This window comes from Planctomicrobium mucosum, assembly GCF_051466335.1.
GTDB lineage: Bacteria > Planctomycetota > Planctomycetia > Planctomycetales > Planctomycetaceae > Planctomicrobium.
This window is the reverse complement of record NZ_CP195793.1, coordinates 1330798-1343272: the sequence shown is the minus strand read 5'-3', so window position 1 is coordinate 1343272 and position 12475 is coordinate 1330798. Positions and strand designations below refer to the sequence as shown.

11 protein-coding genes are annotated in these 12475 nt (G+C 52.9%); 7 read left to right on the top strand and 4 right to left on the bottom strand.

Annotation, left to right across the window (positions count from 1 at the left end):
* Positions 1-100: 100 nt before the first annotated feature.
* The 5 genes from SH668x_RS05415 (at position 101) to SH668x_RS05395 (ending at position 3795) form a co-directional block, all read left to right on the top strand.
* Entirely contained in the window at positions 101-1240 is a 1140-nt protein-coding gene (locus SH668x_RS05415) for an aldose epimerase family protein (RefSeq protein ID WP_437187677.1), read from the top strand.
* A gap of 281 nt (positions 1241-1521) precedes the next feature.
* Positions 1522-1908: a co-chaperone GroES gene (locus tag SH668x_RS05410; protein WP_437187676.1), complete on the top strand. Its 387-nt coding sequence runs from the start codon at positions 1522-1524 to the stop codon at positions 1906-1908.
* Positions 1909-2021: 113 nt separating this feature from the next.
* On the top strand, positions 2022-2474 hold the full coding sequence (locus SH668x_RS05405; protein ID WP_437187675.1) for a GNAT family N-acetyltransferase: 453 nt from the start codon (positions 2022-2024) through the stop codon (positions 2472-2474).
* A gap of 155 nt (positions 2475-2629) precedes the next feature.
* Entirely contained in the window at positions 2630-3202 is a 573-nt protein-coding gene (locus SH668x_RS05400; protein WP_437187674.1) for a glutathione peroxidase, read from the top strand.
* Between the two features lie 95 nt (positions 3203-3297).
* A complete protein-coding gene (locus SH668x_RS05395) occupies positions 3298-3795 on the top strand; it encodes an HYExAFE family protein (RefSeq protein WP_437187673.1) in 498 nt (165 codons plus the stop codon).
* A 153-nt stretch (positions 3796-3948) separates the two neighbouring features.
* Here the strand turns inward: SH668x_RS05395 and SH668x_RS05390 are convergent, their stop codons facing one another.
* Both SH668x_RS05390 and SH668x_RS05385 read right to left on the bottom strand, forming a co-directional pair.
* Entirely contained in the window at positions 3949-4242 is a 294-nt protein-coding gene (locus tag SH668x_RS05390; RefSeq protein ID WP_437187672.1) for a Sec-independent protein translocase subunit TatA/TatB, read from the bottom strand.
* Positions 4243-4321: 79 nt separating this feature from the next.
* Positions 4322-4462, bottom strand: coding sequence for a Sec-independent protein translocase subunit TatA/TatB (locus tag SH668x_RS05385; RefSeq protein ID WP_437187671.1), 141 nt, complete (start codon positions 4460-4462; stop codon positions 4322-4324).
* A 391-nt stretch (positions 4463-4853) separates the two neighbouring features.
* Between SH668x_RS05385 and SH668x_RS05380 the strand changes: the two genes are divergently transcribed.
* Together SH668x_RS05380 and SH668x_RS05375 are read left to right on the top strand one after the other, a co-directional pair.
* A complete protein-coding gene (locus SH668x_RS05380) occupies positions 4854-5783 on the top strand; it encodes a malate dehydrogenase (protein ID WP_437187670.1) in 930 nt (309 codons plus the stop codon).
* Between the two features lie 191 nt (positions 5784-5974).
* A complete protein-coding gene (locus SH668x_RS05375) occupies positions 5975-7573 on the top strand; it encodes a rhomboid family intramembrane serine protease (RefSeq protein ID WP_437187669.1) in 1599 nt (532 codons plus the stop codon).
* Positions 7574-7582: 9 nt separating this feature from the next.
* Here the strand turns inward: SH668x_RS05375 and hrpB are convergent, their stop codons facing one another.
* Both hrpB and SH668x_RS05365 read right to left on the bottom strand, forming a co-directional pair.
* Positions 7583-10138 carry an ATP-dependent helicase HrpB gene (gene hrpB / locus SH668x_RS05370; protein WP_437187668.1) on the bottom strand — a complete coding sequence of 852 codons (2556 nt, stop codon included), beginning with the start codon at positions 10136-10138 and terminating at the stop codon, positions 7583-7585.
* 94 nt (positions 10139-10232) lie between these two features.
* Positions 10233-12206, bottom strand: a complete 1974-nt coding sequence (locus SH668x_RS05365) for an AAA family ATPase (RefSeq protein WP_437187667.1) — start codon at positions 12204-12206, stop codon at positions 10233-10235.
* Positions 12207-12475: the final 269 nt, after the last annotated feature.

Below are 12475 nucleotides of genomic sequence, written 5' to 3'. Positions count from 1 at the left end.
CTGGCCCTGTCGTGGTCGTTGATAATCATCTATTCAAAAGCTGAAATGATCAGGGAACCTCTCTGACAACAGCCAATCACACCGCAATGCAGGAGTCGTGATGCGTTTCACATCATTCTTTAAGTGGACCTTGTGTGTCTCTCTCCTGTTAGGTTTGCAGGCTTCCGTGGGCTGGGCAGGCTCAATCACCGAATCGTCATTCGGCAAAACCACCAACGGCGAAGAGGTGACGCTGTTCACGCTTAAAAACGACACTGGCATGGAAGTGCAATTGATGTCGCGGGGCGCGACGATCGTCAAACTGATCGTTCCAGATCCAGAAGGAAACAGAGCCGATGTCGTTCTGGGCTTCGACAATCTCGCTGGATACGAATCGGAAAACAACCCGTTCTTCGGGTGCACAACCGGCCGAGTCTGTAATCGAATCGCCCAAGGGAAATTCACTCTCGATGGGAAAGAGTACAAACTCGCAGTGAACAATGGGCCGAACCATTTGCATGGTGGAGTGAGCCGAAATTTCGACAAGGTGGTCTGGACGGGCGAAGCGGTTGAATCAGAGAAATACAACGCAGTTGTCTTTCGCTACCTGAGCGTCGATGGTGAGGAGGGATACCCCGGCAATTTGAAGTGCACCGTCACGTTTCTCCTTCCCCACAAAAATAACAGCCTGACAATCAGCTACCACGCAACCACCGACAAAGCGACACCGATCAATCTCACAAACCACTCCTATTTCAACCTGCAGGGTGAAGGTGCCGACACAGTCCTGAATCACAAGTTACAACTGCACGCAGATCAGTACACACCGACAGATGACACATTGATCCCAACGGGCGAATTGGCTCCCGTCGCAGGGACACCTCTCGACTTCCGCGACGAAATTCTTCTGAGCGAACACATCGACGATCTGGATAACACCCCAGCGATGGGATACGACCACAACTTCGTGGTGAACGGCAAAGCTGGCGAAGTTCGCCCTGTCGCCCGACTGGTGGATCCTGTCAGCAGACGCGTTCTGAAAATTAGCTCAACAGAGACATCAGTTCAGCTTTACACAGGAAACCACCTGAGCGGAATTGAAGGAAAGGACGGCAAGACGTACATCAAGCGAAGCGCTGTCTGCCTCGAAACCCAACACAACCCTGACTCCGTCAATCACCCGAACTTCCCGACGACGATTTTGCGTCCCGGTGAGCAGTACATGCAGACCACTGTCTACGACCTCACCCCAGGGTACTAATCAAACGTCCACCAAACCGATCCAGGGGAATGAGAATCACACCTGAACAGGTCAGAAGCTCCCTTTTTGAGAAAGAGGAGCTTCTTTCCAATCCCTAAATCGGGAAGGTGATGGCGTCGGCGCGAATTGTGAACCTAAAGCTGTTGAATTCGGTCCGGTTCTCACTATCCTGCTCAGGTTTCAGCGACTGCTGAACATTTATCTCGTCTCGCATCAGGCACCGGGATATAATGGCAACGTTGCAACCGAATCTTTGACCCTTCAATAGAGGGGGACTTGCCATGGACGAATTTGTAGAACCACTGGGACCGCGAATCCTGATCCGAAAGGACCAAAGTCGCCAGCAGACCAAGGGGGGGATTCTTCTTCCGGATCAGTCCGAGATCCCAACCATTACCGGTCGAGTTGTGGAAGTCAGCGTCGAAGTGGAAAACGACGATGAATTTCCTGTCGCCAAATATGACAAAGTACTATTCCATCCGAAGAATGCCATCCCCGTCGACCTGGAGCCTAACAATGTGTTATTCGTTGTTCCGGTAGACGACGTCGTCGCTGTGTTCCGCCGGGCTCCCCGTCCAGACGAGGAGGACTCAAAAGACGACGACAGCGACGAATTTGAAGACGACTTTGGTGGACTCTCCGAGTATGATGACCCGGATGAAGCGTAAGCTTTCCGTCTGTCCAGCTGCTTTTTTCTGATACCGCACACTTCGGTGTGCGGTATCAGCATTCTGTCACCCGACTCTCGCCATGAAAACCTGATACGGAAGGTAAGCCCAAGTTGGCACACCCTGAATCCTCCTCTGTCGCAACCTCCACGCTCAACATTACAGTACGAGCGGCTCAGGCCGACGACGCTGACGATGTGCTGGAATTTCTGGAAGCGTTTGTCGAGGCAAAACGCATTCTTCCCAGAACACTCGACGAAATGACACTCCTGATGCCAACAGCGTTCGTCGCTGTTCTGGACGAGAAGATCGTCGGTTTTGCAGCACTTGAAGTGTATTCCCGCAAGCTGGCTGAGATCCGCTCACTCTGCGTCAAATCGAGTTTGCAGGGCCGTGGAATCGGTAAGCAGCTCACACGGGCCTGTGTCGAACTGGCTGCATCACGAAACATCTTCGAAGTGATGGTCATCACCTCCTCCGACGACTTCTTCAAAAACTGCGGGTTCGATTTCACACTGCCCGGCGAGAAGAAGGCGTTGTTCCTGCAGACTCGTGAAACACCATAATCTCATCCCGCATCATTGCGATCCATCAGCATTGATGGTTGAATCATGGAGAGGCTCTGCGCACGTGGCATCACTGTAAACTGACTGAGATGGACGCTCACCAGAGTCCCGCATTCCGATTGACATCGCCCGGCCACTCCGAGAAGGAACCCTCCATGACATCCGTTCGCCAACTGCTGACAGCCCTCACTCTGACTGTCTCACTCACCTCGTTCTGCAGTGCTGCCGACAAGGAAACCCCAGCAGTGTTGAATCACAAAGTGAATTCTCTCGCAGGTAAACCTGTCGCACTCTCCGAGTACGAAGGGAAAGTCCTGTTGATCGTAAACGTCGCAAGCGAATGCGGTGCAACACCTCAGTATGCTCCCCTGCAAAAGCTCTACGAAGAGTACAAGGATCAGGGACTCGTCGTCCTCGGGTTTCCGTGCAATCAGTTCGGAGCACAAGAGCCCGGAGATGCCAAGGAAATTCAGACGTTCTGTGAAACCAAGTACCGAGTCTCCTTCCCGATGTTCGAAAAGATCGACGTAAACGGGCCGAATGCTTCGCCGCTTTACCAACACCTCACCTCAGAGAAAACAGACCCAAAGTTCGCAGGCAAAGTGAAATGGAACTTCGAAAAGTTCCTGATCGGCAAGAATGGAGAAATCGTCGGCCGCTTTGGCACTGGAGTTGAGCCTGACGACGAGACGATCGTCAGCCAAATCAAGGCCGAACTTGCCAAATAATACAGAATTTGATCTTCTAAACGGCACCGTCACTCACATGCGGTGCCGTTTTCATTGAGGGACTCTGGATTCGTCGCGGCGTCACGCTCCAACTCATGGCAAAGCAAAACAATCATTACGACATGGCTTTCGAGAAACTCCTGCGGCTTCTGCAACGCCCCTATGTCTCAGTGAATGAAACACGTCGCCCCCTCTTTCAGAATGGCTCACTGAAATCGATGGACTTCGTCGTTTATTCCCAAAGCACTTCAAATCTGCTGATCGATGTGAAGGGGAGACGCACACTCTCGGGAAGTCGATGCTGGGAGAACTGGACCACAGTCGAGGACGTCAGCAGCCTCATGAAGTGGGAACAGGTCTTTGGAGAGAACTTCAAGGGTCTGTTAGTTTTTGCCTACGAACTTGCATCGCTGAAGGATGGAGATCAGCACGAGGTCACTTGGGATTTCCGCGGTCGTCGCTATGCGTTCTACGGGGTCTGGGCGAGTGAGTACGCACAGTTCATGCGGACCCGTTCCAACAGCTGGAAAACGGTCTCGCTCAAATCGCAAGACTTCCAAAAGATCAGGCAGCCATTACTCAGCCTTCTTTAGTCCCACAGAAGTTGAGTGAAGCAGCTCCAATTCTATCGCAGGTCTCAAACGACAACATCAAAACAGGGAGCCGGACAAACGATCCGGCTCCCTGTTCAACATTCATAAAACCTGCTCAGCAGTCACCAGCTCAGGGCCGATTTCGAAAGCCAATCAGACTGTTGCTTCACTTTTCTTCTCGTCAACTGGCTCTGAAGCAGGTGGCTCAAACCGTGGAGCCTTCCATTGCTGATCATCATTCTCAACAGCAGGACGTGAACTACTGGAAGCGGATGTCGACGTTTGTCGTGTGGCGTTATTGACTTCGTCCTCAATCCCAGCCATACCCTTTTTGAATTCGACGATTCCTTTTCCCATGCTGCGGGCAACTTCAGGAAGCCGCTTTCCAAACAGCAGCAACGCGATGATCCCCACAATGATCATTTCTGGAGGGCCAATACCGAACATAATACACCTCTATCAGGCTGGAGTTTTCAAGGACGTCACGATTCGACGTCTGGATAGCTGATTGATATTTCCAAACTGGCTACGACTCGTCAGCCAGACCTTTTTTGAATGCAGGCAAACTTTGTCCGAGTGATTTAAGCAAACCAGGGAGGCGGTTTCCAAACAGCAACAGCACAATCACTGCCAGAATCATGACTTCAGTGAACCCGAAACCAAGCATAACGCATCCTTCAAACATAACGATCAAAACGGTCGTAAGACGACTGGGATTGACGGAAGAAGGAGGTGCACGGGTCAGATTGCAGACGAGTGGCGCTCCGGTCCTTGCCGGTCAGTCGACACTCGATTCGCCCGCGGGAGGAATTGCGAGCACGTTGAGCGCCTTTTATCATAAACAGGGAATAGCTGAAGTCAAACTCGACAATCTGAATTTCTTTCCCAATTCAGATCCAGATCTGCCACTCTCTGGGAGAATTTTCGAGACTTGTGTAAAACTTGTCGATACGTCCACTTGATTGACAATTTGACATCTCAGTCTTTCATCAAGAAACGTACAATAACTCCAAGCTCCTTCAAGCATTGAGCTTACAATTGCCCAGCAGGAAGTATTCATGAAGGTCTCGATTATCGGCGGCGGTGGACTGGTTGGCTCATGTGCCGCATCTGCCCTTCAATTTGGTCGAGTGGTTCGCGAGATCGCTCTTGTCGACGTCAATCAGGAACTGGTCGAAGGCCAGGCTCTTGATCTTCTGCATGGCGCCTCGCTGATCGCAGACCAGAAGATCACTTTCGGTGGACCAGAAGCATCTGAAGGTGCTGACGTGGTCTGCATCACTGCCGGTCTTCGCCGCAAGCCAGACGAAAGCCGTCTCGATCTGATCAATCGCAATGTTGCATTGTTCCGCTCACTCCTGGGTGACCTCAAACGTGTCGGATACAAAAAAGAAACCATCGTATTTGTTGTTTCGAACCCAGTCGACGTGCTGACATACCTGGCTGCTCAGGAACTCGATCTTCCTCCGCAGCAGATTATCGGACTCGGCACCGTTCTCGACACCACTCGCCTTCGCAGCTTGCTGGCACATCAGGTGGATGTCCCTGCGAGTCAGGTGCAGGTCACCATCTTCGGGGAACACGGGGATAGCATGGTTCCCGCTTGGTCCAACGCCCAGATCGCGGGTCTGCCACTCGAAAAATTCCCTGGCGTGACTCCTCAACTGATCGCAGACGTTGAAAAACGCACTCGCGGTTCTGGAGCAGAAGTCATCAAGAAAAAGGGTGGAGCAGGATTCGCCGTCGGAATTTCGATTGCGGACGTCATTCACTCCATCGCGCTGGATCAGCGTCGCATTCTCCCGGTGTCGTCACTTCAGAACGGCGCCTACGGATTGCATGATGTCAGCATCAGCGTCCCAACCGTCGTCGGGCGAAAAGGGGCACTGTCGCACGTCGAAATCGATCTGTGGCCGAAAGAACTGGCAGCACTGCAGCGATCAGGACAGGTTCTCAGAGAAACCATCGACAAAGTCCTGCATGGCTAATTCCAGCCACAATCTCCTGAGGAATCCGCAGATCACACACCATCTGATCTTGCAGCCACTCAGAAGCAGCTTTTAACGTTACCGTGAGACAAGGAGGGCGCAGAAGAAACGAACTGCGACCTCCTTTTTATTTTTCCGTTCCTCACCTCAAAACACCGGCCGTTTCCGGGGAATCTCTGCGACGTCACTGAATGGATCTGAACTCCCTATTAATCTGGACCGTCGCTACCGGATGCGGAGTGGGGATACTTCAACTCGTCACGGTTCGAAGTCTGGCAAAGAGTATCTGGCTCCCGGTTGCAATCCTCGTACTCCTGATCACGTTGTGCTTCATAATTCCTGATCGTGCCGGCTATCTCTCCGGGGCCGTCTTCTTCATCTTTGGGATGCTCCCTGCCCTCTGCACGGTGCTTCTCAATTCTCTGATGTCGAAGCATTCCTTCCGCAGTGCCCTCTGGGTCGCTCGACTTCTCACCCTCATTCGCTTTGACCGCGATGTGAAGTATCTCCCGAGAATGGTGCAGGCAATGCAGGCCATGAACGCAGGAGATACCAAACGATTCAGCGAATTGCTGCAAAGTCCCATTCCACTTTCATCCCAGATTGGTCGCATTCTTTACGGAATGCGGACCCGAATGGAGAGAAGCTGGATTCCGTACATCAACTGGTACCGGGCTAATCGTCATCACCCGGAAATCATCAACGACATCGGCCTGTTCGACACGTACATTCAATCGCTCGGAGAATCTGGACAGCGATCCGAAATGCTCCGGGAATATGCAGTCATTCAGAATCGTTTCCAGAATTCTCCTGTCGAAGCGGAGCGTTATCTGAGAGTAAAAATCGCTGCATTCAGTGGTGACGATTTACTCGCTGCACAAATCTTGACGAGTCCACTTCGCAACCTCCCTGCAGAACTAAAGCGTTTCTGGATGGCGACTGCGCTGTTCGTCAAAGGAGACAAGGAGGAAGCCGAACGCGACTTCCACGCGTTGCAGGCTCATAACCTAGGGCACATCTCAGAGGCAGGAAATCGCCGTCTGAGCTATCCACTGCCGACCTTGGCAGAAGTTCCTTTAATCGATGAGGAAGTCCAGCAACTTGAACGTATGAGGCAACAGGCTGAATTCGATATTCAGAATGGAATCATCAGTTTCAGCAATCAGCGGAAAATCTGGGCCACGTGGGGGGTTGCTCTGCTGCTCGTCGGAGTCTTTCTGTGCGAAATCCCCGGCGGCAGCGATGACATTGAAAACCTCGCCCGCATGGGAGCAATGATCATCCCGGCCGAAGCAGGTGATCAGGCATGGTGGAGAGTCATCGCCGCTGCATTTCTCCACTTCGGCCCGATCCACCTCACCATGAACCTGCTGGGTCTCATCGCATTAGGCGCAAGCATCGAACGCTTCTGGGGTCCGTGGCTCTTCCTGCTGACCTACCTGATTTCTGCTATCGGGGCGGTCGGATTCGCTCCCTACTTCATCGCTGCGAACCTGGATTATCCGACAATTCTTGTCGGAGCTTCAGGGGGAGTCATGGGACTGCTCGGGGGACTGCTCGTCCAGGCAGTCTTCAATTTGATCACAGGTCGAAATACGGAAGCGCTGCGACAATTCCTTGTGCTGCTGACAATTGTTGTCATCCAATTTATTTTCGATTCACAGACACCCAATGTCAGTTCGGAAGCTCACATTCTCGGATTCGGACTCGGTTTTCTGTGCGGAGCGTGCTGGAACATCGGATTCACAATCAGTCAGAGACTCAACCAACACCGCACTCGAAAATCTTGAACGCTCATCTCATTTGCGGATAGCAGGAGCAGTCAGCGGGTTCTCTGGCCAGGGATGTCGCGGGTATCGACGAGCCATTTCCTTGCGAACTGTCGGATATGTGTTCGCCCAGAAACTTGCGAGATCTTCTGTCACTTGCTGAGGTTGTCGATTGGGAGCAAGCAGATGCAGTAACACGCGAACTCGCCCCCCAGCAATCCGCGGTGTCTCTGCCATCCCGAAGAGTTCCTGAATTCGCACAGCCATCACAGGAGACCGTCCGGGTTCATATTCCAACCGAATCATACTTCCACTGGGAACTCGAAGAGCTTCAGGCGCTTCTTTGTCGATTGATTGCTGCTGATTCCATGAGAGATTGATTTTTAGTTCGCTGAGCCAGTCTGCTTTCTTCAAATCTGAAAATGACCGACAACTGGCGCACAGCCGTCTCAAAATTGCGAGGCGATCTTCTTCCTCAAATGCGGGGAGTTCCAGTTCAGGCATCCAGCTGGACAGTGCCTGAATGCGTTGAAGATAGCCTTGAATTGCCGGGTCCTGCACCGGGAACACCTGATCCCAAGCTCGACTGGCTTCGTCAAATAGAACGATCGCAGGTCCGTCTCCATCAGGAAGAGAGACTGGTGATTCCGCCAACACCAGATCATCGAAGTACTCGCGCCTGCGAGCCACAACCTGCTTTTGCGTCGGATGAAAGAAAAGATCAGTCTGGGTTCTTAACGATTCAGACGGCAGCCATTCTGGTTGAATGAGCGACGCCTGACGAACAAGGGCATCCGTCTTTCCAGCATCGACATCCACACACAGCAACAGTTCCCCAGAGCGCACCGATGATTGCGGTGCCAATTTGATGCCACGTCCCCCGACCATGAGTCCTTTGTCGCTTCCCGGAGATCTCCTCTTGGCAACCCGATCAGGAAAAGCTGCCACCAACGCTCGCGACAAAACTTCGTCATCTGAAGTAGATGCTCCGGTTCCGGTGGGGAGCTTCAGATCTTTCAGGTACTGCAGAAGTTGGTCACGCACGCGTCCAATTTGTCGGGCGGCACCCCGATTGAGGACACCCCATGGGAATTCACTGCTTCCTCCCCGCTCCGCTTCTTCAAGTGCAGCGAGTCGGTCCAGCACATCAGATTGAGAATGATGAGATGAAACTGTTCGTGGAGCGCCGCCAGAATGTCCACCGCTGCGAGGCCGAAAGAATGGATCACGTTCCTCCAACAGTGCTGCCAGCCATGCTGCGCGGCGTGTGACTCCCTCTTGGTGCCCTGCAATCAGCATGCGAGCAATACGTGGATGAACAGGCAACTGCACCAGTTGATACCCCAACGGCGTCACTTCGCCTGCTTCATCAATCCCCCCCAAACGACGCAGCAAGAGCAGCGCCTGTTCGACCGCTTCCACGGGTGGCGATTCCAACCAGGGAAATCCCTGAACGTCTCTTTCGCCCCAACTGAGTAACTGCAAGACAGGGCCCGCGAGGTCTACTCGTTTGATCTCAGGATCTGTCTGGGCTGACCGTAGCCGATGAGATTTCTCGTCCCACAACCGCAGACAGACACCGGGCTGAGTCCGCCCTGCTCGTCCCGCACGCTGGTCTGCCGATGCCTGAGAAATCGGCTCCAGAACCAGTCGATCCAAACCTGCAACCGGATCGAACCGCATCACCTTGGCGACACCGGTATCCACAACAGCGGTCACCCCCGGAATCGTGACCGACGTCTCCGCGACGTTTGTTGCGAGAATGATCTTCCGGCCTCCAGTCGAGTTCAGAACCGCATCCTGTTCCTCGGGCGGAAGGTCTCCATACAGCGGTAAGAGCGGGGTTTGATGTCGACGGGAAAACTCTTCCAGATCGCGCATTGCCCGATGGATTTCGCCGACACCGGGCAGAAAGACCAGCAAATGTCCCGTTGTCCCATGAAAAATCTGCTCGACCCCGGCTGTCACCAACTCCAATGGATGACGAGGATCACGAAATTTCTGGTAGAGAACGTCAACAGGAAATGATCGCCCCTGACTCTCGACGACAGCCGATTCAGCTCCCAGCCAGGCTGCGATCGGGACCGGATCCAGCGTAGCGGACATGACAACAATCTTCAGATCCGGTCGTACCGTCTGTTGAATCCGCCGAACCATTCCGAGCGCAAGATCACTCGCCAGATTGCGCTCGTGAAATTCGTCGAAGACAACGACACTCACACCGTCCAGAAAAGAATCTAACTGGAGTCGACGTAACAGCACTCCCTCAGTGACCACCAGAATTCGAGTGGCGTCGCTCGCTTTCGAATCGAAACGAACGCTATAGCCAACTTCTCTCCCGACGCCCACCTCCATCTCCTGCGCCATTCGCACTGCAGCAGCGCGGGCAGCAATCCGACGGGGTTCCAGCATGACGATCTGACCGTCACCAGCGAGCCCCGACCGGAGGATTGCTGGCGGCACCCGCGTTGTTTTCCCGGCCCCCGTTGGTGCGCGTAACACGACAGAGGATCGCGTAGAGAGAACCTCCAACAAATGAGGAAGGACTTCTTGAATTGGCAACGAAGAAAGGTCTGGGGAGTTCATGCGAGCACTATCCCGGATTGCAGTCTGACTGCCAACTGAGAGCTGATTGATTCTTTCTTGTGAACATCGTCAATCAAGTCAACCGACGCTTCACTTATCGACCCATTTTGATCCTGGCTACGCGAGCGAGTTTTCCACTTCCTGATGCAGGCGGAAGGAGGCGAATCTTCGTCGGAAACCACGCGGGTTTAGTGAGTCTCTCTTCGGGGAGGGTATCGATCGGTTCGATCGTGGGACGATCTGCAACGTCCGTTTCAGAAAGAGCAACTGGATTCAAGTAGAGACGACGCCCATCAACGTAGTCGCAAAAGATGTCCGCAAGCTCTTTACTGATTCGAACGCAGATCACCGCTTTTGGATCGGCTCTCAACACTAAACCGTACTCCCCCTTCAAATCGACGAGCGGGGCGAAATCGGAGATTAGTTTTCCCCACTGAACGTGATCATACAGGCGGACGTGTTCAATCACGGCAGCTGCTATCTGTCCATGTTCCGCAAGTTCTCGCCACTTCGGCTGCGCCGTTCCTCGTGGCAGTTCAATTTCACCGCGACGTTCTTCTTCTTCCATCACCTCCATCACCCGGAACTCCGTGGTCGCGGACCGGCATCGCGAGCGTGCCCATTCCCGAAGATGGAAGATTTCATCTTCCATCGTGACCGAGAGCGGAACCGTTCTCTCGCGGGCATCATCAAGATCCTTTTGACTCATCAACCGATTGGCAGCGAACGACTCAATAATCGCGGAATTCACAACCTGTTCGATCTCTGCCCCGCTGTAACCACTGCTTTGCTCAGCGAGATCCTCGATTGCAAATTTCTCTGGTTTCCACCCACGCTTCTGGAGATGAATGCGATAAATCTCACATCGCTCCTGATAGTTAGGAAGATCGACAAAGAAAATTTCGTCGAACCGACCGCGACGCAGCAATTCCGCGGGAAGCGCTGAAATATTGTTTGCCGTTGCCACGACAAAAACTGGCGATGTGTGTTCCTGCAACCAAGTCAGGAATCGACCGACGATGCGCGACATCGTAGCATCGCTTCCGGATTCCGCATCGTAACCGCCAAAGGCCTTATCGATTTCTTCAAGCCAAAGAATGGCTGGAGCAACGTGGTCCATCAGCTTGAGAACATCTCGCAAGTTTTGTTCTGAACTTCCCCGCGCCGATTCCAGCAGCGAACCGACGTCGAGTCGAACCAGTGGAAACCCGAGAGTCATCGCGATGGCTCGTGCGCTCAAACTCTTGCCGCATCCCTGAACCCCCGCGAGCAAGACCCCTCTTGGAGTGGAGATTCCACGTGCCTGAGCATCTGCTGTAAACGCAGAGGCCCGCTGCTCAATCCACTCTTTCAACCCATCGAGTCCACCAATGTCAGCAACATCTTCTTCCAGATCGAAGAACTCCAGCAGATTGGATCCTTGAATCAAATGCCGCTTCTCCGCGACCAACAACGGCAGGATCTGGTCTGTTCCGACGTCGAACTTCAGAAACGCCTTCAAAAATGCTTTCCGGGCTTCGCCGACAGTTAACCCGAGAACTGCTTGCACCATCCTGTCGATCTGTTGAGGTTCGAACCGACGCTGCACTTGTTCTGATTGAATTGCCAACACTGTGAGCAGTTCATCCCGGATTTCGGTGTCCCCCGGAAGAGGCAACTCAATCACCGTCAGATCTTTGACGAGTTCGATCGGCACCTCCTTCACAGGGGACATCAATAAGAGCGTCTTCTGTTGACCGGATAAGGCCATCAGGCATTCACGCATCGCCCGAATCACTTCAGGCTCATTCAAGTAGGGATGCAGATCTTTCAGCAGGAAGAGGTGATTCGCAGGGTAGTCCCGAATCTGCTTGAGAAATTCGACCGGATTGCTTGATTCGATATCAGCTCCCAGAGGCGGCATGGCTCCCGATATTGAAGACCAGCAGACAAGACCTCGATCCAGCTCGAATGCCAGTTCGGCAATCTCATCTTCCCATCGCTGCTCTTCGTAGGTCTGCAATAACAACGCGGGGAATTCCGCTTGGATTCGTTGCCGCAGATCTTCGATGACAATCCGAGTATTCATTTCTCATCAACCTTGAAGCGATTCTTTTTTGCATCGCAATGCGTTTTGAACTTGAAACACTCACGCCGCGACAGAGCCCCAACAATCGCACTTCCCGAACACCCACAAGCCCTCAAGAAAACCACAAACCTTTTCCCAAAAACATGTTGCAACACCGCAACACGACGACATTCTTTTCTCAACGATATCTAGGCACAGATTCCGCTTTGTTCTCCTTGCTCATTGCATCACATCGACTGTCTGGGGAACACAATGGGCTTTTTTGGCTT

What these genes read in the sequence shown, in the direction of transcription:
- SH668x_RS05415 (WP_437187677.1), top strand. Translation starts at nt 101, where the DNA reads ATGCGTTTCACATCATTCTTTAAGTGGACCTTGTGTGTCTCTCTCCTG.
- SH668x_RS05410 (WP_437187676.1), top strand. Translation starts at nt 1,522, where the DNA reads ATGGACGAATTTGTAGAACCACTGGGACCGCGAATCCTGATCCGAAAG.
- SH668x_RS05400 (WP_437187674.1), top strand. Translation starts at nt 2,630, where the DNA reads ATGACATCCGTTCGCCAACTGCTGACAGCCCTCACTCTGACTGTCTCA.
- SH668x_RS05395 (WP_437187673.1), top strand. Translation starts at nt 3,298, where the DNA reads ATGGCAAAGCAAAACAATCATTACGACATGGCTTTCGAGAAACTCCTG.
- SH668x_RS05390 (WP_437187672.1), bottom strand. Translation starts at nt 4,242, where the DNA reads ATGTTCGGTATTGGCCCTCCAGAAATGATCATTGTGGGGATCATCGCG.
- SH668x_RS05385 (WP_437187671.1), bottom strand. Translation starts at nt 4,462, where the DNA reads ATGCTTGGTTTCGGGTTCACTGAAGTCATGATTCTGGCAGTGATTGTG.
- SH668x_RS05380 (WP_437187670.1), top strand. Translation starts at nt 4,854, where the DNA reads ATGAAGGTCTCGATTATCGGCGGCGGTGGACTGGTTGGCTCATGTGCC.
- SH668x_RS05375 (WP_437187669.1), top strand. Translation starts at nt 5,975, where the DNA reads ATGGATCTGAACTCCCTATTAATCTGGACCGTCGCTACCGGATGCGGA.
- hrpB (WP_437187668.1), bottom strand. Translation starts at nt 10,138, where the DNA reads ATGAACTCCCCAGACCTTTCTTCGTTGCCAATTCAAGAAGTCCTTCCT.
- SH668x_RS05365 (WP_437187667.1), bottom strand. Translation starts at nt 12,206, where the DNA reads ATGAATACTCGGATTGTCATCGAAGATCTGCGGCAACGAATCCAAGCG.